The sequence below is a fragment of the Pseudomonas wayambapalatensis genome (assembly GCF_049942315.1).
Taxonomy (GTDB): Bacteria; Pseudomonadota; Gammaproteobacteria; order Pseudomonadales; family Pseudomonadaceae; genus Aquipseudomonas; species Aquipseudomonas wayambapalatensis.
In genome coordinates this window covers 33,472-59,515 of sequence record NZ_JBNFMU010000237.1, presented here as the reverse complement: position 1 = coordinate 59,515, position 26,044 = coordinate 33,472, and the positions used below count along the sequence as shown (strand labels likewise).

General features: G+C 64.1%; 20 protein-coding genes. 9 read left to right on the top strand and 11 right to left on the bottom strand.

Annotated features, from left to right (window positions below):
* Window positions 1-18 precede the first annotated feature (18 nt).
* From ACPZMI_RS25090 to ACPZMI_RS25080, 3 genes are read right to left on the bottom strand one after another with little or no spacing between them, the layout of a single operon-like run.
* Window positions 19-3,150 (bottom strand): efflux RND transporter permease subunit, encoded by a 3,132-nt coding sequence (locus tag ACPZMI_RS25090; RefSeq protein WP_426353264.1) that lies wholly within the window; start codon window positions 3,148-3,150, stop codon window positions 19-21.
* A 14-nt stretch (window positions 3,151-3,164) separates the two neighbouring features.
* A complete protein-coding gene (locus tag ACPZMI_RS25085) occupies window positions 3,165-4,370 on the bottom strand; it encodes an efflux RND transporter periplasmic adaptor subunit (RefSeq protein ID WP_426353263.1) in 1,206 nt (401 codons plus the stop codon).
* Window positions 4,371-4,417: 47 nt separating this feature from the next.
* A complete protein-coding gene (locus ACPZMI_RS25080; protein WP_426353296.1) occupies window positions 4,418-5,614 on the bottom strand; it encodes a TolC family protein in 1,197 nt (398 codons plus the stop codon).
* Window positions 5,615-5,859: 245 nt separating this feature from the next.
* Between ACPZMI_RS25080 and aroQ the strand changes: the two genes are divergently transcribed.
* Both aroQ and ACPZMI_RS25070 read left to right on the top strand, forming a co-directional pair.
* Entirely contained in the window at window positions 5,860-6,309 is a 450-nt protein-coding gene (gene aroQ / locus ACPZMI_RS25075) for a type II 3-dehydroquinate dehydratase (RefSeq protein WP_186664973.1), read from the top strand.
* Window positions 6,306-7,154, top strand: coding sequence for a shikimate dehydrogenase (locus tag ACPZMI_RS25070; RefSeq protein WP_426353262.1), 849 nt, complete (start codon window positions 6,306-6,308; stop codon window positions 7,152-7,154). The genes aroQ and ACPZMI_RS25070 overlap by 4 nt, the downstream gene beginning before the upstream one ends.
* 30 nt (window positions 7,155-7,184) lie before the next feature.
* On the opposite strand, the gene ACPZMI_RS25065 is transcribed toward ACPZMI_RS25070, so the two are convergent.
* Complete coding sequence (locus ACPZMI_RS25065; protein WP_426353261.1) at window positions 7,185-7,754, bottom strand: thioredoxin family protein; 570 nt, start codon at window positions 7,752-7,754, stop codon at window positions 7,185-7,187.
* On the bottom strand, window positions 7,744-8,019 hold the full coding sequence (locus ACPZMI_RS25060) for a DUF2790 domain-containing protein (RefSeq protein WP_186708195.1): 276 nt from the start codon (window positions 8,017-8,019) through the stop codon (window positions 7,744-7,746). Before ACPZMI_RS25060 ends, ACPZMI_RS25065 begins: the two co-directional genes overlap by 11 nt.
* 218 nt (window positions 8,020-8,237) lie before the next feature.
* On the opposite strand from ACPZMI_RS25060, the gene ACPZMI_RS25055 reads away from it, so the two are divergent.
* From ACPZMI_RS25055 to ACPZMI_RS25040, 4 genes are all read left to right on the top strand, one after another.
* Window positions 8,238-8,978: a response regulator gene (locus tag ACPZMI_RS25055; RefSeq protein WP_186664981.1), complete on the top strand. Its 741-nt coding sequence runs from the start codon at window positions 8,238-8,240 to the stop codon at window positions 8,976-8,978.
* The gene (locus ACPZMI_RS25050) at window positions 8,975-10,276 is read left to right on the top strand and encodes a sensor histidine kinase (RefSeq protein ID WP_426353260.1); all 1,302 of its coding nucleotides are present in this window, start codon (window positions 8,975-8,977) and stop codon (window positions 10,274-10,276) included. The genes ACPZMI_RS25055 and ACPZMI_RS25050 overlap by 4 nt, the downstream gene beginning before the upstream one ends.
* Before the next feature lie 192 nt (window positions 10,277-10,468).
* Window positions 10,469-11,095, top strand: coding sequence for a ferric reductase-like transmembrane domain-containing protein (locus ACPZMI_RS25045; protein ID WP_186664985.1), 627 nt, complete (start codon window positions 10,469-10,471; stop codon window positions 11,093-11,095).
* Between the two features lie 15 nt (window positions 11,096-11,110).
* Entirely contained in the window at window positions 11,111-11,605 is a 495-nt protein-coding gene (locus tag ACPZMI_RS25040) for an HvfX family Cu-binding RiPP maturation protein (protein WP_186664987.1), read from the top strand.
* A gap of 80 nt (window positions 11,606-11,685) precedes the next feature.
* On the opposite strand, the gene ACPZMI_RS25035 is transcribed toward ACPZMI_RS25040, so the two are convergent.
* The 5 genes from ACPZMI_RS25035 to ACPZMI_RS25015 form a co-directional block, all read right to left on the bottom strand.
* Window positions 11,686-12,390: an HvfC family RiPP maturation protein gene (locus tag ACPZMI_RS25035; protein WP_426353259.1), complete on the bottom strand. Its 705-nt coding sequence runs from the start codon at window positions 12,388-12,390 to the stop codon at window positions 11,686-11,688.
* A complete protein-coding gene (locus ACPZMI_RS25030) occupies window positions 12,383-13,216 on the bottom strand; it encodes an HvfB family MNIO-type RiPP peptide maturase (RefSeq protein ID WP_186664996.1) in 834 nt (277 codons plus the stop codon). Before ACPZMI_RS25030 ends, ACPZMI_RS25035 begins: the two co-directional genes overlap by 8 nt.
* 315 nt (window positions 13,217-13,531) lie before the next feature.
* Entirely contained in the window at window positions 13,532-14,092 is a 561-nt protein-coding gene (locus ACPZMI_RS25025; RefSeq protein ID WP_186708203.1) for a DUF4174 domain-containing protein, read from the bottom strand.
* Between the two features lie 200 nt (window positions 14,093-14,292).
* Window positions 14,293-19,179, bottom strand: a complete 4,887-nt coding sequence (locus ACPZMI_RS25020; protein ID WP_426353258.1) for an NEL-type E3 ubiquitin ligase domain-containing protein — start codon at window positions 19,177-19,179, stop codon at window positions 14,293-14,295.
* 94 nt (window positions 19,180-19,273) lie between these two features.
* The gene (locus ACPZMI_RS25015; protein WP_426353257.1) at window positions 19,274-21,634 is read right to left on the bottom strand and encodes a DNA polymerase II; all 2,361 of its coding nucleotides are present in this window, start codon (window positions 21,632-21,634) and stop codon (window positions 19,274-19,276) included.
* 198 nt (window positions 21,635-21,832) lie between these two features.
* Between ACPZMI_RS25015 and ACPZMI_RS25010 the strand changes: the two genes are divergently transcribed.
* Window positions 21,833-23,986, top strand: coding sequence for a TonB-dependent siderophore receptor (locus tag ACPZMI_RS25010; protein ID WP_426353256.1), 2,154 nt, complete (start codon window positions 21,833-21,835; stop codon window positions 23,984-23,986).
* 27 nt (window positions 23,987-24,013) lie between these two features.
* On the opposite strand, the gene ACPZMI_RS25005 is transcribed toward ACPZMI_RS25010, so the two are convergent.
* Window positions 24,014-24,493, bottom strand: coding sequence for a VOC family protein (locus ACPZMI_RS25005; RefSeq protein ID WP_426353255.1), 480 nt, complete (start codon window positions 24,491-24,493; stop codon window positions 24,014-24,016).
* 215 nt (window positions 24,494-24,708) lie between these two features.
* Between ACPZMI_RS25005 and ACPZMI_RS25000 the strand changes: the two genes are divergently transcribed.
* Window positions 24,709-25,278 carry a ComF family protein gene (locus ACPZMI_RS25000; protein WP_186665008.1) on the top strand — a complete coding sequence of 190 codons (570 nt, stop codon included), beginning with the start codon at window positions 24,709-24,711 and terminating at the stop codon, window positions 25,276-25,278.
* Entirely contained in the window at window positions 25,278-25,946 is a 669-nt protein-coding gene (locus ACPZMI_RS24995) for a hypothetical protein (RefSeq protein WP_426353254.1), read from the top strand. Before ACPZMI_RS25000 ends, ACPZMI_RS24995 begins: the two co-directional genes overlap by 1 nt.
* The last annotated feature ends 98 nt before the right edge of the window (window positions 25,947-26,044 follow it).

Here is a 26,044-nt window from a genome sequence, read left to right as displayed (position 1 = left end):
AGCCGACTGGCAGCCACCTCACTCTTCTTCCCGCCGATACGCCCAGCGATAGAGTGCGGGCAACACCAGCAAGGTCAAGGCCGTCGACGACAGGATCCCGCCGATCACCACTGTCGCCAGCGGCCGCTGCACCTCGGCGCCCGTGCCGGTGGCCAGCGCCATCGGGATGAACCCCAGCGACGCCACCAGCGCGGTCATCAATACCGGCCGCAGCCGGGTCAATGCGCCCTCCTCGACCGCCACCCGCAGCGATCGCCCCTCTTCTCGCAGGCTGCGAATGAAGGCGATCATCACCAGGCCGTTAAGTACCGCAACCCCCGACAGCGCGATAAACCCGACCCCTGCCGAAATCGACAATGGAATGTCCCGCAGCCACAAGGCCAGCACCCCTCCGGTCAGGGCGAAGGGAATCCCGGTGAACACCAGCAAGCCGTCACGCAGGTTGTTGAACATCATCAGCAGCAACGCCATCACCAGCAGCAGTGAAACCGGGACCACTACCCGCAGCCTCTCGGCAGCCGACTGCAACTGCTCGAACTGCCCGCCCCAGCGTGTCCAGTACCCAAGCGGGACCTGCACCTGGTCGATCAGGGCCTGCTCGGCCTGCTCGACGAACGAGCCCAGGTCGCGGCCACGCACGTTGGCACTGACCACCACCACACGCTTGCCATCCTCGCGGCTGACCTGGTTCGGGCCCAATTGCAGGTTGAGGCTCGCCACCTGCGACAACGGGATGAAGCCGATTTGTGCCGCGCCAGCACCGGCCGGCACCGGTATCAGCAGGTTCGCCAGCCCGTCGACGTCCGTGCGCAGGGCTTCGGACAGGCGCACCACCATGTCGAAGCGCCGGTCACCCTCGTACAGCGTCCCCGCCTTGCGCCCGCCGACAGCGATGGCCACCGCATCCTGCACCTGGGCAATGTTCAGACCGTGGCGTGCCGCCTTGTCGCGGTCGATATCGATGGTCAGTACCGGCAACCCGGTGGTCTGCTCGACCTTGACCTCCGATGCCCCCGGCACCTGCTGCAAGGTGGTGGCAATTTTCGCCGCCGTGGCGTTGAGCACGTCCATGTCATCGCCGAAGACCTTCACCGCCACATCGCTGCGCACCCCGGAAATCAGCTCGTTGAAGCGCAGTTGGATGGGTTGCGACAGTTCATGGTTGCTGCCAGGCACACTGGCGGCGGCTTGCTGCACCTCGGCAATCAGCGCTTCGCGCGGCTTGCCTGGATCGCGCCATTGCTCACGCGGCTTGAGCATCACATAGGCGTCGGAGATGTTCGGCGGCATCGGGTCCGAGGCGATCTCGGCAGTACCGGTGCGGGCGAATACCCGCTCGACCTCGGGCACTTGGGCGATGATCGCCCGTTCCAGGCGTTGCTGCATGTCCACCGATTGGCTCAGGCTGGTGCCCGGCACCCGCAGCGACTGCAGGGCGAAGTCACCCTCGCTGAGGCTGGGGATGAACTCACTGCCCATGCGGCTGGCCAATACACCCGACAGCAGCACCAGGCTTGCAGCGGCGGTGAAGGCCAGCTTGCGTCGTTGCAGCACCCAGGCGAGCACCGGAGCGTAACGCTGGCGAGCAGTACGCATCAGCACACCTTCCTCCTCCTTCACCTTGCCGGTAACGAACAACGCAATCGCCGCCGGCACGAAGGTCACCGAAAGAATCATCGCCCCCAGCAAGGCCATGACCACGGTGAACGCCATGGGGTGGAACATCTTGCCTTCCACACCGGTCAGGGCAAATATCGGCAGGTACACCACCATGATGATCAACTGCCCGTAGATCAGGGGCCGGCGTGCCTCGCGAGCGGCCGCGAACACTTCATGGAAGCGCTCGGCACGGGTCAGCATGCGCCCGTGCTTGTGCTGGGCATGAGCCAGTCGGCGGATGGCGTTCTCGACGATCACCACGGCACCGTCGACGATGATGCCGAAGTCCAGCGCCCCCAGGCTCATGAGGTTGGCGCTGACCTTGTTGGCGAACATGCCGGTGAAGGTGAACAGCATCGACAGCGGTATGACCATGGCCGTGATCAATGCCGCACGGATGTTGCCCAGGAACAGGAACAGTACCGCGACCACCAGGATGGCGCCTTCGACCAGGTTTTTCTTCACCGTGGCGATGGCTTTTTCCACCAGGTTGGTGCGGTCGTACACCGTGACCGCCATCACCCCCTTGGGCAGGCTGCGGTTGATCTCGGCAAGCTTCGCCGCGACCGCCTGGGACACTGTGCGGCTGTTCTCGCCAATCAGCATGAACACGGTGCCCAATACCACCTCGCGGCCATTCTCGGTCGCCGCGCCCGAGCGCAGTTCCTCGCCCAGGCCGACCTGGGCCACATGGCTGACACGAATTGGCGCGCCATCGGCACTGGAGATGACGATATTGGCAATATCCTCGATCGACGCCACCTGCCCCGGCGCACGCACCAGCAACTGCTCGCCGTTGCGCTCGATGGCGCCGGCGCCGACGTTGGCATTGTTGCCCTGCAACGCCGCGATCAGGTCGTCGAGGGTGAGCTTGTACGCCGCCAGGCGCTTGGGATCCGGTGCAATCAGGTACTGCTTGGCGTGGCCCCCGATGCTGTTGACTTCGGCCACACCCGGCACATTGCGCAGTTGGGGCTTGATAATCCAGTCCTGGATCACCCGCAGGTCGGTAGCGGTATAGGACGTGCCGTCCTCCTTGAGTGCGCCGTCCTGGGCTTCGACCGTCCACAGGAAGATCTCCCCCAGGCCCGTCGAGATCGGCCCCATGCTGGCTTCGATGCCCTCTGGCAACTGTTCGCGAGCGACTTGCAGGCGCTCGTTGACCAGTTGCCGGGCGAAGAAGATATCGGTGACGTCATCGAAGATCACTGTCACCTGCGACAACCCTGAACGCGACAGCGACCGGGTCTGCTTCAGCCCGGGCAGGCCGGCCATCGCTGTCTCGATGGCATAGGTGATGCGCTGCTCGGTCTCCAGCGGCGAATAGCCGGGTGCAGCGGTGTTGATCTGCACCTGCACGTTGGTGATATCGGGCACCGCGTCGATCGGCAGCTTCTGGTAGCTGTGGATGCCCACCGCAGCCATCAGCACCACGGCAAGCATCACCACCAGGCGTTGCTCGATGGCAAATTGAATCAGGCGTTCGAACATGAGGGTTTCCCGGATCAGTGACTGTGCTCGGCCGAGCCCTTGCCCAGCTCGGACTTGAGGACAAAGCTACCTGCCGCCGCCACCTGGGTGCCGCTGGCCAGGCCTTCGGTGATTTCGACGAAACCGCCATCGCGACGACCCGTCCTGACCGGCAACGCCTGGAAGCCATCAGGGGTGCGGGCGAACACCACGCTGCGCTCTTCGAGGGTCTGCAGGGCAACCTGCGGAACCACCACGGCAGCCTCTGCCTGCTCGACAGTCACCGCGATATTGACGAACAGCCCTGGGCGCCACGACCCCTTGGGGTTGGCCAGCGTGGCGCGAGCGGTGGCGGCGCGGTTCTGCTCACCGAGCAGGTTGCCGACGTAGTTGATGGTGCCCTCGACCTGCGCATCGAGGTCCGGCGAACTGACCGTCACGGCGCGCCCGCTGGTAACTTTGTCCAGATCACGCGGGGTTACGGCGAACGTGGCCCAGACCCGATTCAAATCAGACAGGGTGAAGGCGTTGCTGGCCTCACTCACCACCTCGCCAACGGCCAGGTGTTTTTCCACCACCACCGCATCGAACGGTGCACGCAGTTCGTAGCGATTGCCCGCCCCCGCCGGGGCCACGGCAGCCACCTTCTGCCCGGCATTGGCCAAGGCGATTTCAGCTTCCTGCAAGACCTGGCGAGCCTGCAGGTAATCCTGCTCGGCGCTGATGCGCTCCTGCCACAGCTGCTTTTCACGCTCGAAGGTCAGCCGCGCCAGCTCGACCCGCCGCTGCGCCGCCTGCTGCTCGCTGCGCAGCTCGGAAATCTGTTGGCTGGCGATCACCGCCAGCACCTGGCCACGCTTGACCGGCTGGCCCAGGTCGGCCTGCACCGACTCGACCACACCAGGAACACGCGGCACCACGTGGGCGGTACGGTCCTCATCGAAACGGATCTCGCCAGGAAAACTGATCGACGTCCCCAGGGCGCGCGGGCCGGCGGTGACCAACTGGACCCCGGCCGCCTCGATCTGCGCAGCGGAAAGGTGCAGCTCGCCCTCTTCGTCGTGAGCTTCCTCGCCGGACGCTGCCGGCGCGCTGCCGTGGTCGTGGCCGTCGTTGCCATGGTCGTCTTGGCCGGACTCACTGGTCTTTCCGGGGCCGAGGTTGCCGGTCCAGGCCAACCCACCGGCGCCGATCACGGCGACCAGGGTGGCAAGGAGGGCGAACTTGCGGGTGGTGTTCATGGGGGCTCCTGCTGCAAATGAAGAAGGTGGAACGCTCGATTCGCGCCTCAGCGCCCGGCATCCAGCTGGCCATAGATCCGCTCGATCTGGGCCCGCGCATCACTTGCCGAAGCCAGGGCGTCGAGGTACTGCCCACGGGCTTCGATCAGCGTGCGCTGGGCGTCCAGGACATCGAGGAACGCGAACTTGCCGCGCTCGAAGCCGCGCGTGGCGGTATCTACCGCCTGGCGTGCCGAGGGCAGAATTGTGCGGTCGTAGGCGTTGACCTCGGCCATGGCCATGGCCCACTGGCTCAGGGCGCTGCAGGTGTCGCTGCGCAGGCGCAGTTCCACCGCGTTGCGCAGGTCGCGGGCCTGGTCGGCGCGACGCGAGGCCGCCAGCACGTTGCCCTGGTTTCGATCGAACAGCGGCAGCGGCATGGACAGGCCGACCACGTTGACCCGTTCGCGGTCCTCGCGGCTGTACTGGCTGCCCAGGCTGACCGTTAGGTTGGGGATACGCTGGGCTTTTTCCGAACCTAGCGCAGCCTCTGAGCGCTCGATCTGCACGGCGGCAAGGCGCCACTCGACAGTCTGTTCGACCTTGCCCAGCAAGACCTCGGCCTGTGGCGCCGGGCCAGGCAACAAGCCGCTGCCATCAAGCTGTGTGAACGCCACCTCGGCGCTGCCGGTCAAGCGCGCCAGCGCCTGCCAGGCCACCACGCGATCCGCTTCGGCGCGACGCAGTTGCGCCAGGGCCTGGGCCAACTGCACTTCGGCGCGAGTGGCCTCGACCGGCGATGACTGGCCCGCCGTGACCCGCGCCTGTACCACCCGCAGGCCCCGTTCGGTCAAGGCTTTGGACTGCTCGGCCAGCTCCACCGCAGTCTGCGCCCGCAGTGCAGCATGGAACGCCTGGGTCACATCGGCACGCAGGCCATTGCCTTGGCGCTCGAGCTCCAGCCGGGCGATATCCTGACCGGCCTTGGCCACCTCGACACGCGCGCCCCGTTTGCCACCCAACTCGAGCGCCTGGCTGAGCATGACCGTGGTGGTACTGGTGTCGCGGCGAGTGTCTTCACGCTCCCAGGAAAGCTCCGGGTTAGGTATCAGCCCGGCCTGGCGCCGTTCGCCATCGGCAATGCCCTGTCCCTGGCGCACGGCAGCCAGGTCCGGGTTATCGGCAAACGCCGCATCGAGCGCCTGGCCCAGGGTCAGGCCCTGTCCTGCCTGGGCGAAAGCACTGGCCGACAGCAGGCAAATCAGGACAAGGGAGCGGGAGGGTTTGAACGGCACGGTCTGGGATCCTCGACGGCTGGCGGTTGCTGGCGAGGGACTCTAGGGCGCGGCGGTTATCGTGGCGGTGGCGTGAAGATTACGATTCTGTAATCCAGCCGGAACGATGGGCGATTATCGCCCCCGTTTTTGATGCCGAATGGTGCCGCCGATTTACAAAACTAACCAGATAGTACAAAACTTACTGCAGCCAACAATAAAAGCGATGCTGCGCCATGTCATGCCCAATCCTTGTACTCAACGGCCCCAACCTCAACCTGCTGGGCACACGCGAACCCGGTCACTATGGCCGGGAAACCCTCGCCGACCTTGCGAACCTGTGCGCCGCCAGCGCCCGCGAGCTGGGCCTGGAAACCGAGTTTCGCCAGACCAACCATGAAGGTGAATTGATCGACTGGATCCATGGCGCCCGAGGTCGCTGCGCCGGCATCCTGATCAATCCCGGTGCCTGGACCCACACCTCGGTTGCCATCCGTGACGCCTTGGTCGCCTGTGAGCTGCCGGTGATCGAGGTGCACCTGTCCAACATCTACAAGCGCGAACCGTTCCGACACCTTTCGTTCGTATCGGCGGTGGCCGTGGGGGTGATCTGCGGATTGGGCAGCCAGGGCTACCGCGCAGCGCTGGCGCATTTCCAGCAACTGCTGCAGGAGGTGGCTGCATGAGGCCGCACAGCATCCTCGCTGGCCTGATCGGGCGCGGCATCCAGGCCTCGCGCACACCTGCGCTGCACGAGCAAGAGGGCGATGCCCAGACCTTGCGCTACTTGTATCGGCTGATCGATGTCGACCAGCTGGGCCTGGACGACAGCGCCCTGCCCCGCTTGCTCGACGCGGCACAGCACACCGGCTTTACCGGGTTGAACATCACCTTCCCGTTCAAGCAGGCGATCCTGCCGTTTCTGGATGAACTGTCAGACGAGGCGCGCGGCATCGGCGCCGTCAACACAGTGCTGTTCAAGGACGGCAGGCGCATCGGCCACAACACCGACTGCCTGGGTTTCGCCGAAGGCCTGCGCCGAGGCCTGCCCGGCGTTGCCCGGCGTCAGGTGGTGCAAATGGGGGCTGGCGGTGCGGGGGCAGCAGTGGCCCATGCGCTGCTGGCCGAAGAAGTCGAGTGCCTGGTGCTGTTCGAGATAGACCGCGCACGCGGGCAAGCGCTGGTGGACAACCTCAACACACGCTTCGGAACCGGCCGCGCACAATTGGGCGAGAACCTGGCCGACGCCTTGGCGGCAGCCGACGGGCTGGTCAACACCACGCCAGTGGGCATGGCCAAGCTGCCGGGTACACCGTTGCCGGTCGAACTGCTGCACAGGCGCTTGTGGGTGGCCGAGATCATCTACTTCCCGCTCGAAACCGAACTGTTGCGCCATGCCCGGTCGCTGGGCTGCCAGACACTCGACGGCGGTACCATGGCCGTGTTCCAGGCGGTCAAGGCATTCGAGCTGTTCAGCGCTCGCCAGGCCGACCCGATACGGATGCAGGCACACTTTGCCAGTTTGCGGTGAGTCGTCTCCTGCGCCAGCGCTAGCCTGGGCCTACGTCGATGGCTCGGCCAGCAGCTCGCGGATCACCTGTTCCTGACCGGCGTAGTCCCCTTCACCGAAATGCACATGGCGCACTTGCCCCTTGCGATCGACGAAGTAATGCGCCGGCCAGAACTGATTGCCCCAGGCATTCCAGATCCGGTAATCGTTGTCGACCGCCACCGGATAACCGATGTCGAGCGAACGTACCTTCTGCCTGAGATTGCCCACATCATGCTCGTAGTCGTACTCCGGCGTATGCACGCCCACCACCACCAGCCCCTGGTCGGCATAGCGCTTGGCCCACTGGTTGACGTACGGCATGCTGCGCTTGCAGTTGATGCAGTCCCAGGTCCAGAAGTCCACCAGCACGACCTTGCCCTTGAGCGCCGGAGCATCCAGCGGCGGCGAGTTGATCCACGCCTGGGCACCTGCCAGCGAAGGCATTGGCCCCAGGTCGTCCCGCGCCAACAGGTGCCCGGCCAGGCCCAGCCCAGCGAGCGCCAGGACTACACCGCCCAGCTTGAGCGAGCGGCGTCGCCAGGGGCTGCCTGGCTCGGCCTGGGTGCGATCAGTTGTCATGGCAACCGCCGGTGGCGTAGGTGCGGTACTCGACGCTCTGTGCCTGGCCCTGCGAGTCCAGGTAGTCCATGCGGGTGTTGACCACGCCACACGCGTTGCTGCGGTCGTTCTTTACCGACAATACGCGCTTGACGTCCAGGTGATCACCGTAGCGGTACTGCATGGCCTGGCTGTCGGGCATCGGTTGGGTACTGGCCTGGGCGGCGATGGCGCCGACGCTGAGCACGGCGAACAGGCTGGCACTGGCAAGGGTCTTGAAGTTCATGATGGATCTCCTGCGGGGGCTTTGGGTGGGAAGCTGTTCGCTCCCCGGTCGAGAGCCATTTGAAGCCCGCCAGGTATCGGCCATGTGTCGAGAAATGCCCGTGCTGCTTCGTTCTGTATCTGTGTCGCAGGCGGATACACTGCAATACAAACACCCGCAGGCAAGCGAGCCGAGCCTCGTTACACTGTGCCCATCGCACTCATTACAGGACCACCATGATGGAACACGTCGATCACATCCTGATCGTCGACGACGACCGCGAAATTCGCGAGCTGGTCGGCAACTACCTGAAGAAGAACGGCCTGCGCACGAGCATCGTCGCCGACGGCCGGCAGATGCGCAGCTTTCTCGAAGGCAACTCCGTCGACCTGATCGTGCTCGACATCATGATGCCCGGCGATGACGGCCTGCTGCTGTGTCGCGAACTCCGTGCCGGCAAGCACCGCAACACGCCCGTCTTGATGCTGACCGCCCGCAACGACGAGACCGACCGCATCATCGGCCTGGAAATGGGCGCCGACGACTACCTGACCAAACCGTTCTCCGCCCGCGAGCTGCTGGCGCGCATCAATGCAGTGCTGCGTCGCACGCGCATGCTGCCGCCCAACCTCACCATCAGCGAAAGCAGCCGGCTGATCGCCTTCGGCCAATGGCGCCTCGACACCACCGCCCGCCACCTGCTCGACGACGAAGGCACCCTCGTGGCCTTGAGCGGTGCCGAGTATCGCCTGTTACGGGTATTCCTCGACCATCCGCAGCGGGTGCTCAGCCGCGAGCAACTGCTCAACCTCACCCAGGGCCGTGAAGCCGACATCTTCGACCGCTCCATCGACCTGTTGGTCAGCCGGCTGCGCCAGCGCCTGGGCGACGACGCGCGCGAGCCGACCTGCATCAAGACCGTGCGCAGCGAGGGCTATGTGTTCTCGCTGCCGGTCTCGCTGATCGAGTCGCCGACATGAAGTGGCCAGGCACTCTGGCTTCGCGCCTGGCGCTGATCTTCCTGACCGGGCTGGTGCTGGCCTACGGCTCGTCGTTCGGCCTTCAGTTCTACGAGCGCTACGTCAGCAGCCGCTCGATGATGCTGAGCAACCTGGAAATGGACGTCGCCACCTCGGTGGCCATCCTCGACCGCCTGCCCGCCGCCGAACGTGCTGCGTGGCTGCCGCGCCTGGAGCGTCACAACTACCGCTACCGCCTCGACCAAGGCCTCGCCGGCCAGAGCATGCCCAGCGCCGACCCGCCCATGGCAGCAGAGTCGATCGTCAAGGCGATTGGCAAGGACTATCAACTGACCTTCCAGGAAATCCCTGGGCCGAACGCACACTTCCAGGCTCATCTCGACTTCGCCGACGGCGCGCCGCTGACCATCGACGTCACCCCGGCGCCGGTGCCACTGGCCACCTGGCTACCCGTGGTGCTGTTGTTCCAGCTGGCGGTCCTGCTGCTGTGCACCTGGCTTGCGGTACGCCTGGCGATCGGCCCCCTGACGCGCCTGGCCCAGGCCGTCGATCACCTCGACCCCGACAAGCCCGGCCCACAGCTGGATGAGAGCGGCCCGCGCGAGGTGAAGTACGCCGCCGTGGCCTTCAACGCCCTGCAGGCACGCATCGCCGCTTATCTCAAGGAGCGCATGCAATTGTTGGCGGCCATCTCCCATGACCTGCAGACACCGATCACACGCATGAAGCTGCGCGTGGAAGTGATGGATGACGGGCTGGAAAAGGACAAACTGTGGAACGACCTGAGCGCCATGGAGCATCTGGTGCGCGAGGGGGTGGCCTACGCCCGCAGCATGGACAGCAGCACCGAACAGCCCTGCAAGGTCAATCTCGACGCGTTCCTCGACAGCCTGGTGTTCGACTACCAGGACAGCGGCGCGCAGGTCGTGCGCTGCGGTGACACCGACACGGTGCTGCACACCCGCCCGCATGCCTTGCGCCGAGTCCTGGTCAACCTGCTGGACAACGCCTTGAAGTTCACCGGCTCTGCGCGCCTGGAGGTCAGCCACGGCAGTACCGGCGATACCCTCATTCGAGTGCTCGACGACGGCCCGGGGATTCCCGAACAGGAATTGAGCGAGGTGCTCAAACCCTTCTATCGGGTCGAAGGCTCGCGCAATCGCAGCACCGGCGGGACCGGACTCGGGCTGGCCATTGCCCATCAACTGACCCAGGCCATGGGTGGACGACTGAGTCTGAGCAATCGTGAAAGCGGCGGGCTGTGCGCCCAGGTAGAACTGCCACCCTCCCACCTGTAGAAGTGGGGCTGTCTGTGGGAGCGGGCTTCCCTCCCACGGTCGGTTCATGTATGGATCTGTAGCACACCCGCCCAACGCTACACACCGATACACAACCCCCGCCCCGCCGACACACTGCAGATACCCCTCGCCAACACACTCCCAGCCACAACAACGCCACGGCCTTCGCCGTCGCAGACCTGGGAGCTGCTCATGAAAAACCTCGCGTTACCCTCCGGCTGGAAGCTGTTCGCTGCCCTTGCCGGCCTGACCCTGCTGATGACCGGGCTGGCCCTGTCGATGCACCCCGTCGGCTCTGCCGAAGCCCTGCGCACAGCCATCCGCGCCACCGCACGCAGCTCCTTCGCGCTGTTCCTGCTGACGTTTCTCGCCTCCTCGCTGGTGACCCTGTTACCTGGAGTCTTCAGTCGCCAGGTGCTGCGTGAGCGACGCTTCCTCGGGTTGGCCTTCGCCTTCTCCCACACGGTTCACGGGGTACTGATCTACCTCTATGCGCAACGCTTCCCGGAGCTGTTCTGGGCCGGCCGCACCGCAGTGGCCAACATTCCCGGCAGTGTTGGCTACCTGTTCATCCTGCTGCTGACCCTGACCTCGTTCAAAGGCGCCATGCGCCTGCTCGGCGGCCGTCTGTGGCGAGGCCTGCACAGCACCGGCACCTGGGTGCTGGCCGGGGTGTTCTGCCTGTCGTTCTACAAGCGCATCCCGATGGGCGGCTGGTACCCGCTGGCATTCGCCCTGATGTTCGCTGCCATCGTCCTCAAGCTCACCGCCAAGCGCGCTCAACACCTGCGCCGCGCCAAACCTGCCCTTTCCTGCTGAAGCGAGGCCTGCACCATGACAACGCTGATCAACCGCACCCTTTCACGCATCGACAACACCGGCAACTGGAGCGCAGACCTGCCCCTTCGGCTGTTCCTGGCCTGGGAGTTCTTCGAATCAGGCCTTGAGAAGTTCAACGGCAACAACTGGTTCGTCGACTTGCAGGCCAACTTTCCCTTCCCGTTCAACGTGCTGCCCGCTGAATTCAACTGGCAACTGTCGATGTGGGCCGAGCTGATCTGCCCGCTGCTCCTGCTGCTGGGCTTCGGTACACGGCTGGCCTCGGTGGTGTTGGCCGTGGTGACGGTCGTCGCGATCGCCTCCGTGCACTGGCCGGCACATTGGTCATCGCTGGCTGAGCTGGCCCAGGGCTATACCATTACCGACCGCGGCTTCGGCAACTTCAAGCTGCCGCTGATCTACCTGGTGGCTTTGCTGCCGCTGATACTCAAGGGATCCGGCCGCCTGAGCCTGGATCATTGGCTGGCCCGTCGCTGGCAGCACGGCTGATCAAGGCCCGCAGAACACAAAGCCCACGCCTGGCAACAGGCGTGGGCTTTGTGTCTTCCCGCAAAGCTTGAGGCGACTCGTCAGGCCGCCCGGGTTCCGATGATCACACCCTGGGCGCGCAACCCTTCAAGCATCGCTTTGCCGCCTTCGAGCAACGCCTCGCCGCCCAGTGCCAGCAAGCGCTCACGCCCGCTGCCCGATGCGTTCAACAGCTGCCACGCCAAGGGTGCCAGGCGGGAAAAGTGCACCTTGAACCCTGCATCGCGGTGCACCAGCAGCAGAGTCGGCACCTCAGGCGCCTGTTCTGGCTGATAGTCAGGGCCGATTCGCTCTACCGGCCATTGATAAGCCAGCACCTGGGCCACACAGGATAGCAGCGGTTCCCCGTCAAGCAGGTCGCCGTGCGGATCGTGTGCGGGGTCCTGCGCATCCGTGAGGCTCAAGTACGCCTCGATCCACTCGTAATGCGCCAGTTCCAGTTGCCAGGGTGCGTCCAGCTCGACACCCTGCAGGTAGTCGATGAAGCATTCGGCGACCTCGGTGAACAACGGGGTCTGGCTGCGATAGTTGGCATAGAAATCACGCACCCGGGCATGCCAGACCTGATCGCCCAACGTCTTGCGCATCACCGGGAAACCGCCGGCCAGCAGGCCCTCGATGGCCCCGTAGAACAGCTCGCGGTAGACCTTCAACCGCCGCTCCTCGATACCGGGTGGCCCCGGATGACGCTGCGGGTCGCGCAGGTGACGGGCCAGGGTGAATTGTTGCTCGCGCAGTTCAGTCATGGCGCAACCCTCCGGCAGCCTGTTGCAGCGCCCGGATGCGTGCAGTCTCGGCGAGCAGCTCGGCCATGGGCGGGTAGTTGAAGTCGCGTTCCAGTACGGTCGGCTGATTGCCGAAGCGCTGGCACGCAATCGAGAACAGCGTCCATACGTCTTCCTTCACCGCAGCGCCGTGGGTGTCCACCTTCAAGTCCGCTGCCTCGTCGTAGTGCCCCGCCACATGCATGCCAACCACTCGCTCGCGCGGCAGCCCTTCGAGGAAGGTCAATGCGTCGTACCGGTGATTGCAGGCATTGACGAAGACATTGTTGACGTCCAGCAACAGGTCACAGTCGGCTTCCTCGAGCACCGCGCAGATGAACGACAACTCGCTCATCGCCTGGTAGGGCGCGGCGTAGTAGCTGATATTTTCCACGGCGATGCGCCTGCCCAGGCAATCCTGGGCCTGACGGATACGCGCAGCGACATGGCGGACCGCTTCGTCGGTGAAAGGGATCGGCATCAGGTCGTAGAGGTGACCGTCATCGCTGCAATAGCTCAGGTGCTCGCTGTACAGCTTCACCTGGTAACGGTCCATGAAGCGCCGGGTGCCATCGAGCAGCTTCAAGTCCAGCGCCTCCGGCCCGCCCAGCGACAGTGACAAGCCATGGCAGGCGATTGCGAAACGTTCGGCGAGCTGCGCCAGCCCATGGCCAAAGGCGCCACCGACATTGATCCAGTTCTCCGGGGCGCACTCGAGGAAGTCCACGGTGCCCGGCTCCAGTTTCAGCAGTTCAGCCAGCAGGCCGCGGCGCAAGCCAAGGCCGGTGAGCAAGGGTTCGGAATGCATGGGGAAAGTCTCCGCAGGGGCCGGAAACGACCGCGGGGCAAGCCGCCTCCCGTTGAACGATGGAAGATGGCTTGCCCCGCGCGCTAACCGGCGAAAAGTCAGATGTTTCGAATGAGACGGCAGAGCGGCGGGAGAAGATTGCAGATGGCGGTCATGGCGAAGCTCCACGTCGGTCGAAAGGTCAGCTCATTTCGCCGCAGTGGTGTGTCCCCGATGTATCGAGAAGCGAGGGAATTTGTATGGCAATCGGTCACCGGGGCCCGCTGATACAGTGGGATACAAAAACGCCGGTCTGCAAAGACCGGCGCTGGCGGTTCAGTCGTCCAGTGGCTTGGGCGGTGCTGCCGGCTTGGCCGGTTTGGCGGCCTTGCCAGTTTCTTTCGCCTTGGGCTCCGAGGCCGGGGCAGCGGCTACAGGCTCGGGGGCAGCAATGGCTTTCTCTGCCGCCGGCAGTTCGTCAACGGCCTTGAAAATCGCCTGCGGGTCGATCTTCTCACCGCTTTCATCATCCTTGAGCATGTGGCGCTCGCCATCCTTGCCGATCAGGATCACCTTGGTGCCCTTGCTCGCGCCAAGCTTGAGTTCGCGGATCAGCGCCATGGTGGTCTGCTGCTCGAGGTTCTTGTCTTCGCGTTTACCCATCATCTGGGCGACGCTGAAGAGCACCAGGTTGCGCTCCTTGAACCCGGCCTGGGTGGCCGGATCCTTCATGGCCTCCTCCAACCCGCGCAACGTCGGGTCGGCGCTGCTGGGGGCGATCACGACCAATGGCCGTGCCTTGCCCAGCTCCTTGGCCAGGGGCGCATCGCTGTCGGCAGCCAGCAGCGGGGCAGCGACGGCAAGCAGAGTGGCGAGGGTCAGTGACCGGACGAGCATGTGTATCTCCTTGTTCTCTCGATATATCAATGACTACAGATCATAGAGAAAGATCCGACACGGAGCCTAAACCACCTGAAGTGGAACATGCGCTGTGCAAAGGTAACTTCCGGTGTCCAGGCCTTCGCTCGGGACGTGCGGAAATGCCCGCCCCCCACTGCAGAGCATAGCCCAACAATGAACGCTGGCACCCTCGCCTCTCAGCCCATGCCGCTGCCACGGCTCGGACCCGGCTGCGGCTCGGAAGTCGGCGGTGTTACCTGCGACGGGTTCTGCGCCAGCGCCGTTCGGGTCAGTTCGATGATGCGTGCCTGCACCGCCGCATCGTGCTCGGTCGACAACAGGTCCATCGTTTCGCGAAAGGTCTGGGAATCCATGCCAGTGCCCAAGGCGCGCATGCGCTCGGCAAATTCGCCATCGGCCAAGCGCATCTGAAGGCTGGCACGCTGCTCGCGCAGTTGTCGGTCGATATCCGCGTGCCGCTGCAGATGGGCCTCCAGGGCATCCCCCGTCAGGCCGCCGCGTTGAAGGTCAAGCTCGGCGGACTGAGCCTGAAGTCGTTGAACCTCGATACTCAAGGCTTGCAAGGTATCGTCATAGGACCGAGTGCCTGTCGAGTCATCGCCAGCCATCTCCTGAGCCACCTCGATACGCTCGAAGAACGGCCTCTTGATGGCGTCGAATTCCTCTTGATGGCTGTTCTTGAGGTGCTCGGTCCAGAATTCACGCATGAACAGCGACTCGACCATGGCCTGCTCGGTTTCCCCCTCGCGCAGCCGCCGGCGGGCCGCAGCCAAACGCTCAGGGTTCAAGCCGGCAGTCTGCTGGTAGGCGATGTCCGACGGCTGTGCAGGCAGATCGAACTCATCGCGCAACATGACCCGGTAGGCCAATTCGACCTCGATTTCATCGGGGTCGCTCCCCGCGACCACACGACCGGCAATGTCATCGACGGCAATCCGTTCGATTTCATCCAGGCGCCACAGCTGCCGCCCCAGGTGCACCAATGCCGCATCCTGGGCACCGCCCCGGGCGTCAACCAGTGCCTTCCAGACCAGCATGCGCACTTCCAGCCGACTGAAGTTCCCGATGACACTGTCCTGGCAGGTCCTGGGCAACATCGCCTGGGTGAACAGTTCCTCGCGCAACTGCTCATGCTCGCGCATCGCCAGAATCATGCTGTTCACTCGCCGCCCAAGGTCTGTGCCGTGATTGCGAAAATCCAGCGTTTCGGGCAGGCGGCGCAACAGGTCCATGAAATCGGCGCTGCCCGGCGCCTCGGCCAGCCCATTCCAATGCTCGTCGAACAGTGCGGTGGAACCTGCATCGATCACCTGTCTCCAGATACCGCGTGCTCTGTCGAGCGTAGCAGCGACACCCCCCGCTTGATCGCCGGCATTCTCGGCTTCCAGCTCCTCTTCAACCATCAGTTGATGACGAATCATGAAGCTGCGCAGGCGCTGGGTAGAGGTGGTGCTCAGCGGGTTATCGCTCAACAGCACCGAGCGGGCATACCACCTAGGGGCACTGAAGAAGTGGTCGGGAAGTTCGACAATTGCGTTGTGACGCAGGTCAGCGATCGCCAGAGAGCCGCGACTCAGCAAACCGTCAGGCAACTGGCTGATTCCGGTGTGCGCCAGCTGAAGGGAGCTCAGATGTGGCATGCTTGCCACGGAAAAACTACGCCCCAACGGGTTGTACGACAAATCCAGTAACCTCAGATGCGTCAGTTGCAACAGCGTGGCTGCCTGGCGATCGTCCAGCACGATCCGATTGCCGGTGAGGTCCAGTTCCCGCAGTCGCGAGAGGTGACGTAACCGCGGCGGCAGGCGGGTAAGCCTGTTGCTGGGTAACTCGAGGACTTCCAGGCGACCGAACGCCCGCATGAAGGTGCTGGGAATCTCGGTCAAGCCAATGCCGCGCAACGACAACGACACCACATGATCGAAACTGACCTGTTGCGCAATCTCCGGGAGCGACTGCAATGACACGGCCCACAGGTTCAGACGTTGACCGATCACGCGCCCGAACTGGTCGTACACTCTGGGCAGGGTGCGCCGCCAGGCCGCGAGCAAGGCATCGCGCAGGTAGGCTCGCTCTCCACGGGCGCTCAGGCCGCCAGGCTGATTGGCCCACAACTGCAGGTGCGTCTCCAGCAAAGCCATCTCATCCTCTAGCCGAGTCAGCTCGGTGTGAATGTTTGTGCCGCCGTTGCCGAGCATGACCAGCCAGGTTCGCACCTCGTTGTCGCTCAGGTTCGGGTACAGGTTACGCACCCTGCCGAACAACGGCCGGCATCGCCCACGTCCGGCGCCGCGACCGCTCAACGGGTAACCGACTCGCCCATCCGCCAGACGTTGCGGCGCCCGGAACCAGCCTGCAGAGGCGCGCTTGCCGAGCATCCCCACCACTTCCGAGCGACGGGCCGCCGTCGCGCGCGCCAGGGTCACACGCAGGTTGTGGGCCAAGGGCTCGGTCAACCCCAGGGCCTCCCGCTGCCCGTCGTCCACCCCGCCACTCAGGACGTCGAACAGTTCGCCTTCCTTGAGCACCACCTCTGTTGCACCGTCGAGCAACTGGAAATGCCCATCGGTGTGAACCAGGGTCAGTGTGCGAACGGTCTGTGCGCGGTCTATCGACAGCAGTACCGGGCCGTCCGCCGAGCCCTCGCACAAGCGCCAGGCCACGTTTCGCGAAGCACCCGGCAGTGTGTCCAGCACCTGCAGCGCAACGCGGGCAAGATCGGCATTCTGGCTGGCATCCAAGTACAACCCCTCGAACACCCGGGCCACCCTGATACGCCACACCGCAGCGCCCGCCTGAGAGGCAAGGTCCATCGCCACCCGGCCGTTGTCCAGCAAGCGCCCACGATCGACCACACTGGCTTCGCGCAACAGTTGCGAGGCCGCCCGACTGTGCAGTGAAGAGAACTGTCGGCACAGACGCTCGACGCCCGCGTCTCCGGTTGGCTGCTCCAACGCATACAACTGCTCGAACAGACGCCTGCGTTCGGACCAGATCAGCTCCGCCAATGCCTGGTCGGAGGCATCAGCGCCGCCGGACAGCAACCGTGCCTGATCGAGTACAGTCTCGTCGGTGGCCATGATCCCACTGCGCAATTGGCTGACCACTCGACGGATGCGCAGGTCCAGCCGATAGCGGACGACACTGTCCAGCCATTCGCCATCGGCCACACGTCCCTCGACATGGACCGCGCGCAGATGCTGCGGTTGTATGTCGTGGGCGAGCAGGATTTCGTCGATCTGGTCGTCGTCCAGCTCGGCAAAGTCATGCCCCAGGCGCCGGAACGAACGCCGAGGCTCATCCCACTCCAGTGGTTGCTCCCACCACAGCCGCCAGCCGCCCGCACCATTGTGTCTGAGCACAGGCGCGTGGTTGTCGTCACCCTGCAAGCGCCAGCGCTGATCGCTACCCTGCGCAACCCGATAGTGCTGGCCATCCATTTCAATCCAGCAACCTTCGCCAGCACGGTATACACCTTGGTCGTCACGCAGCGCCCCGGCAGGCGGCGCATTGCGAAATGGCGTGAGGTCCTCCTTCCATAGCCGCGTGCTGCCGTCCTCCAGCCGGACCGGCAATAGGCTATCGACCAGCGCCGAACGGCTCCAGGCCGCTCGCGCCACCTGCGCACCTGCCGCCGTGGCTGCAATCATGGCTACATCGCCGGCGACGTTGAGCAGGTGATCGAGGGCCTCGCTGCTATCCCCCTCGTGCCAGGCCTCGACACCGTGGTAGACCTCACCCAGCAGTTCCCATGCGGTCACTGCGAGCAACACCGCGCCCAGGGCCGGCACGAAGAGCCCCGCTATATTGAGCAAAGCCCAGCCTTCTGCGGACAAGCGCCGATCGTGCTCGCGCCGGACCTGTTCATCCACCGCAGCCGAGGGCACGGCAATCATCGCCGCATCGGCCTTGACCTGCGCAATGCGCGCACGGCCCAGCGCACTGAACAGCGAGCCTTCCAGGGTACTGGCAGTAGCCTGGTCGGTGATCTCCCAGGGGTGCATATGCTCTTCCAGTGCAATGTTTGCCAGGTCCGACACGCCCTGGTAGCCCGAAACAACGGCGGAAAAGAACGACTGCGCATCGCGGCGCAACACAAAGCGGCTGAAGAAACGCTGGTACCCGGGCAGGCGCAGGCGCTTGCCCAGGTCATTGGCAAAGTGGCGCAGGTCGGGGAATGCGCTCCACGGAGTCGTCGGATCGCCCGGAATGTGGACCAGCACGCGGTAGCTGGAGCTGTACAGCGGGCTGAAGATCTCGTCACGAACATCCAGCACCACGATCTGCTCCAGGGTGCACGCCAGCAGGCTCAGGCGCTTGCACTGCACCGGACGTCCTTCGAAGGTCAACGAGGCTTTCTGCGCGCAGAGATTGTGCACCAGCAGGTATTCGTCCTCGCTCAGAACACCTTTGAGCCGCGCAACGCAGGCATCAGCCAGCATGCCGTAGCGATGGGCCCGGCCGAACACCGATTCGGCGGCAGCGCCCGAATGGCTGTCCCGCTCCAGCACGGTGTGCAAATGGCGCTGGTATTGACCGCCCAGGTCCAGAGACCGGCACAATGCAGCAAAACGGCGCGCGTTGGGCAGCCGGGCAGATGCATTGCGAGGATCGCTTAGCCGGTTGCCGGGTAACTGCCCGCCGTCCTCGGTTTCCTCCTCGCGGAAATTGCGCAGCGCCGCCTCGACCAGGGGCATTTGCGTGTACACCGGCTCCGTCACCGGGTAACCGATGGGTATCGAGGTGAGCACTGGCTCGCGGTGACCACGACGAAACTGCAACGCGCGGACATCGAACGGCCCATCGACATGGGGCCTGAGGGCCTCGGCCAAACGCGTTTCGGCAAAGCTGTCCAGGCTGTCCAACTGCCCCATGATGGCTTGGGCCCGCGCCTGGAAATACACGCTGAGCCTCATCGCCTCGTACAGGTGCTTGACCTGCTCCGGGGAAGCCTGGCGTAGCCAGTCCGGCAAACGCTGACCAATCACGGCGTCCTGATGCAGTGCGTGAACATCAGGGACGGCGGTGGCGTCTTGTTCGTGCTGTACGCGGGGGGTCGTCATGGCGTAGCGCTCCTTGGAAAAGAAGCGCAGGCTAGGTGGCAGCGGCCATGCTCGGGCAGTAGATAGATGCCACCCCGGCGGCAGCCGCCCCCCCTCAGAAGAGCAGGAGCTGGCGATCGGTCAGGCTGGCGAAGTCATCCCCCACGAACGGCAGGATCGCATCCGCCACCGGCTGCAACTGACGGCTCAGGTAGTGCTCGTGATCGACTGGCGACTGCAGGTTCTCCAGGGGCTCCGGGCCAGCCGTGGTGATGACGTAGCTGATCCAGCCGCCGCGCTGGTATTGCAGCGGGCGCCCCAGGCGCAAATTGTATTCATCGGCAAGACGCGCGGCGCGCACATGGGGTGGCACGTTGCGTTGGTAGTCCTGCAACGGACGACGCAAGCGCTTGCGATACACCAGCAGTTCATCCTGCTCGGCCAGCAGCGTGCGTCGTACATAATCGCGCACATAGTCGCGATAGGGCTGGCCACGGAAAATCCGGCCATACAGTTCCTGCTGGAACTGCCGGGCCAGCGGCGACCAATCGGTGCGTACCGACTCCAGCCCTTTGTAGACTACCTCGTCCTGACCGTCGGCGCGCTGCACCAACCCGGCATAGCGCTTCTTGCTGCCCTCCTCGGTGCCGCGGATGGTCGGCATCAGGAAGCGCCGGTAGTGGGTTTCGAACTGCAGCTCCAACGCACTGTGCAGGCCCATCTCCTGGCGCAGGTGTTCGCGCCACCACTGGTTGACCTCGGCCACCAGTGCACGCCCGATACACGTCGCCTGATCCTCGTCATGCGCGCCCTTGAGCCAGACGAAGGTGGAGTCGGTGTCGCCATAGATCACGTCATAACCACGTGCTTCGATCAAGGCGCGGGTCTGGCGCATGATCTGGTGCCCACGCAGGGTGATCGACGAGGCCAGGCGCGGGTCGAAGAACCGGCAACCGCTGGAGCCAAGCACACCGTAGAAGGCGTTCATGATGATCTTCAGGGCCTGGGACAACGGGGCGTTACCCGCTTTCTTCGCCGCCTCGCGATTCTGCCAGACGCGCTCGACGATGGCCGGCAAAGCGTGGCGGGTACGCGAGAAGCGAGCGCCACGAAAGCCCTCGACCGAGCTGGCCTGATCGGGCTCACGCAAGCCTTCCACCAGCCCCACCGGGTCGATCAGGAAGGTACGGATGATCGATGGATACAGACTCTTGTAGTCCAGCACCAGCACCGACTCGTAAAGGCCTGGCTGCGAGTCCATGACGAACCCGCCCGGGCTGGCCTCCCCCTCGCGGCTGCCCAGGCTCGGCGCGACGAAGCCCAGCCGGTGCATGGCCGGGATGTACAGGTGACAGAACGCCGCCACCGAGCCGCCGCTGCGGTCCACCGGCAGGCCAGTCACCGTGGCACGTTCAAGAAGGAAGTCGAGCAGCCGGGTGTGCTCGAAGATGCGGGTGACCAGTTCGCAATCCTTGAGGTTGTAGCGCGCCAGGGCCGGCTTGTCCTCGGCGAACATCCGGTTGATCTCATCCATGCGCTGGTAGGGGGTGTCGATGGCCTTGCCTTCCCCCAGCAGGGTCTGGGCAACGTTTTCCAGACTGAACGAGGGGAAGCTCCAGGTCGCCGAGCGCAGGGCCTCGATGCCGTCGATCAACAGCCGCCCCGGCGCGTCGGCGAAGAAATGCGTACGACTGCCATGCTCGCGCAGGGTCATCGGCGCACCGTCGCGACCCAGGCACAGAGGCACCTGCAATTGCCGAGCGTGATCGTGAAGGATGCGCAGGTCGAACTGCACCAGGTTCCAGCCGATGATCGCGTCCGGGTCATGGCGTGCCAACCAGTGGTTGAGGCATTCGAGCAACTGGCCACGGTCGGCGCAGTAGTGCAGGTCGAAATCCTCTACCTGCGCCTGGCCGTTGGCAGGGCCGAGCATATAGACCTGACGCTGGCCGCACCCCTCCAGCGCGATGCTGTACAACTCGCCACGTTCGCTGGTCTCGATATCCAGAGACACCAGGCGCAGGCTCGGTCGGTAGTCCGGATGAGGCTTGAGCTGTGCATCCACGACCGCTCCCTGGGCATCGACACGACCACCGAACGACACCGGCGCGGTAATGAAGCGCTCCATCAGATAGCGCTCCGGCGGCCGGATATCAGCCTCCAGCACCTCGACGCCGGCCGTGCGCAGGCGTTTGTCCAAGGCCATCAGCTGGCGGTGTTGGCGGCAGTACAGGCCCATGACCGGCCGCTGCTGAAAGTCGCGCAGCTCAAGGGGGCGCAACTCTGCGCCCGGCTCATCGGCGAGCAACAGTTGCGCGTGGGCGGCCTGCTGTGCGGGCACGAACGCCACCGAAACCTGCGCGCCCAGGCGCACGCGCCGGGGGCCCTGGTCGGTGGCCAGCCAGAACTCCACGCACGTGCCGTCGGGGGTGTCATGCCAATGACGGGTCAGGACAAAACCCTGCTGCAGCTCCACATGGACCTCACACACTTGATCAAGCGCGGATTCTACTCGCTTTGCGCAAGCCTCGGGACGCCCCGCGATCCTGCAACCCACGGACGAATGTGAAAAATTTGGCGATTTTTTTGGCATACCACGCTTTCGGACCGCGACAAATCCTGACACACTTATTGCTAATCATTCTCATAAGTACTAGCAACAAGGATATCTGGCATGACCCCTGCTGCTCCGCCTCGTCGTTTCGCGCCCAACCTGTTGACCCTGGCCATCTGTATCAGCACCTTGCCCCATGCCATGGCCGACGACCAGCAACCACCCGGAACACTGGAACTGGGCGCCACCGAGATCACTGACAACCGGCTGGGCAGCACCACCGAAGGCAGCACGTCCTACACCACCGGCGCCATGAACACCGCGACCAAGCTGCCGTTGACCATGCGCGAGACGCCACAGGCGGTCACGGTGATCACTCGTCAGCGCATGGACGACCAGAACATGACCAGCATCAACGACGTGGCCCGCTACACCCCTGGGCTGTTCCTCAACCAGTCCAGCGGCCCCGGCCGCCAGAGCTACACCGCCCGGGGCTTCGACGTCGACAACCTGATGTACGACGGCATCCCGAGCGCCTATACCGGATGGGTGGTTGGCGCCCAACCCAACCTGGCGATGTTCGACCGCGTCGAAGTGGTTCGCGGCTCTACCGGCCTGGTCACAGGCGCCGGTACACCATCAGCGGCCATCAACCTGGTGCGCAAGCGCCCGCTGGCCGAGCAGAAAGTCACCGTGACCGGCGCGGCCGGGAGCTGGGACAACTACCGTGGCGAACTCGACGCCTCCAGCCCGCTCAACGACAGCGGCACCCTGCGCGGCCGAATCGTGACCTCCTACCGCGATGCCAACGGGTTCCGTGATGGCCAGGAAGAAAACCACGGGCTGTTCTATGCCATCAGCGAAGCCGACCTGAGCGATGACACCACCTTGACCCTGGGCTTTTCACACCAGAAGGACAAGACCAATTTCTTCTGGGGCGCGATCCCCACCGACCTCAGCGGCCATCACCTGGATGTGTCCCGTTCGTACAACCCCGGCACCGACTGGGAAGACAAGGACCAGGAGATCAACACCCTCTTCGCCGAAGTGCGCCAGCACCTGGCCAACGACTGGAAACTGCAGGTCAACGCCAACTACAGCGAGCAGAACGCACTGTTCCGCGGTTCTTACCAGTCGCGCTGGAACACTGCCAAGACCTTGAGCAGGACGGTCTACCAGTCCGCGCACGACGAAAACCAGCTGGGCCTGGACGCCTTCGCCAGCGGCCCCTTCGAGCTGCTGGGCCGCACCCATGAATTGGTGCTGGGTGCCAGCAAGCGCATCTACGACATGAACGAGCGCGACTACAGCCCCTATGACACCAACTATCCGCTCGACGGCGGCAAGCCGAACTTCCTGCACACCGGAAACAGTCGCTACCTGATCAACCAGGAAGGCGTCTACGCCACCACCCGCCTGAGCCTGGCCGACCCGCTCAAGCTGATTCTCGGGGGGCGCCTGGACTGGTACGACTACGACCAGCGCGGCAGCAACGACGGCGACTACAAGGTGACCCGCAACGTCACCCGCTACGGCGGCCTGATCTATGACCTGGACGAGCATCACTCGGTGTATGTGAGCTACACCGACATCTTCACCCCGCAGAGCGGCAAGGACGTTTCCGGCAAGCCGATCATCCCGATCGTCGGCAAGAACTATGAAGTCGGCATCAAGGGCGAATACTTCGACGGTGCATTGAACGCCAGCCTTGCGGTGTTCCGTATCGATCAGGAAAACCGCCAGGTCGAGATCGGTGCGGCCAACTGCCCGCAGATGACCTGCTACGAAGCCTCGGGCGAGGTCCGCAGCCAGGGTATCGATTTCGAGCTGCAGGGCGCACTGACCGACCATTGGCAGATCGGCACCGGCTACACCTACGCGCGCGTGCACACCATCAAGGACGAGAAGAACCCGGCCAGCGTCAACAAGCCGCTCAAATCCGACACGCCCGAGCACCAGTTCAAGCTGTTCACCACCTACCGCTTCCAGGGCCCGCTGGAGAAGCTGCGGGTGGGCGGCGGCATCACCTGGCAGAGCCGCATGTACAACGACATCCCGGTCGATGGCGGCAACTATCGGCTGGTACAGGGCAGCTACGCGGTCACCGACCTGCTGGCCGGCTACCAGGTCAACCAGCATCTGGACCTGCAGCTCAACGCCAACAACATCTTCGACAAGAAGTACTACTCGTCCATCTCCAAGTCGGTGGACTACGGCGGCGACACCTTCGGCGATCCGCGCAACCTGATGCTGACGGCCAAGTACAGCTTCTGACCCTCGCGGGCTGGCAGGCAAGGCCTGTCAGCCCCGGATTGCCCGCTCGATCGTGGCGATGTCGATATTGTCCATCTCCATCATCGCCTCGAACGCCCGTTTGGCTGCCGCGCGGTCGCTACCGCCGACCGCGTCGGTCAGCACTCGCGGGCTGATCTGCCACGACAGCCCCCATTTATCCTTGCACCAGCCGCACACGCTGGCCTGGCCACCGTTATCGATGAGCGCGTGCCAGTAGCGGTCGGTCTCGGCCTGGTCGTCGGTGGCCACCTGGAACGAAAACGCCTCGGAGTGCTTGAACGCGGCCCCGCCATTGAGACCCAGGCACGGAATGCCCATCACGATGAACTCCACCGTAAGCACATCACCCTCCTTGCCCGAGGGGTAGTCGCCCGGTGCCTTGTGCACGGCGAGCACACGGCTGTCGGGGAAGGTAGCGGCGTAGAACTTCGCCGCCGCCTCGGCATCGCTGTCGAACCACAGGCAGATGGTGTTCTTGCTCGGCATGGCAGGCCCCCGGATCGGTGGATGATCCTGAGCAGTCTAGCCGGGCTCGTGACCACTGGCCGGCGAGGGCGACACACGGATAGCTCAGAATTTTCCTACCCATAAAACGGAAAGCGTGAAGTCGAAATCGGGACTTCCCCGTCGCAACATTGCCACCACGGCTGATTGATGGCCGTTAGAAAGTCTCTGGCATATCAACGACAAGGAAGCCTCACATGGACATTCGCACGCTGCCGGGCAACGACGCCTGGGATTACGGTATCAGCCTCGACAAACACATCGTCTGCAGCGTGCCGGTCGGCGAAAACGCCCAGGGCTACATGCAGTTCGACACCACCCGCACCGCCATCGGCGAGGCGGTGTTCCAGCTCAAGTACCGCGACGACTACGACCTGGTGGACTTCCTCGCAGAATCTGTCGTCCAGGCGATACAGAATGTCCCGGTGGATGTCGTGCTGCCCATGCCCGCCAGCCGCCAGCGTACTCGCCAGCCCGTGCACGCGGTGGCAGAACGGGTAGCCCAGTTGCTGGAGCTCGAGTACTGCGACCAGACACTGATCAAGCACAGCAGCACCGTCGCAATGAAAGACCTGGCGACCTATGAAGAGCGCTGCGCTGCACTGCAAGGTTGCTTTGTCACCCAAGACAAACTCCACCCGTGCAATGTCCTGCTGCTCGACGATCTGTTCGACACTGGCGCCTCGCTGGAAGCCGCCTGTACCGCCCTGCGCGGATACGCTAGCATCCGCTCAATTGCAGTCGTCACCCTTACACGGAGGCATTGATGCCGAAGGTTTTCATCTCCGGCTCGATCACGCTCAAGCGCCTCGACCCTCAGGTCGAGGCGCGACTCGACAATATCGTTGCCAGTGGCCACGAAGTGCTGGTCGGTGATGCCGCAGGCGTGGACAAATGCGTGCAGCAGTATTTCGCCAAACGCCAGTACGCCGCTGTCACGGTGTACTGCACCGGTGACACGCCTCGCCACAATCTTGGTGCATGGCCACTCGTGGCTGTCTGCCCACCCGCCAATGCCAAGGGCCGCGCGTTCTACACTGCCAAGGACCTGGAAATGGCAGAAGCCGCCGATTTCGGCCTGATGATTTGGGACGGCAAAAGCCCCGGCACCCTGAGCAATGTCTTCGAACTGCTGGACAGAGCCCGAAAGTCGGTGGTTTACCGCCAGGCGACGGGATTGTTCTGCAACGTCCATGGCCTGGACGACCTGCAGGCACTCATCGCCCAGATGGACGAGTCGGCACGCCTGGAGGCCGATAAGAAGGTTGGCTTGTCCAGGCGGATCGAGCGGCTCTCGAGGAAGGCCAAAGACCCGGCAGTCATTCGCCAGCAGATCGATGAACACCTTGCGGCCATCGCCCGTCACCAGCGCCGGGTAGCCGAGTTGCAGGCGATGCTGGACGCGGCATCCACCGGCGCCGACCTGTTCTCCTGACCGCGACCGGCCAGGCGCCGGTTGCCTCTGGAGTCTTTGAACATTCAGCCAGCACACGACTCAATACAGGATTGACGCCCTTTTCGGACATCCGTACG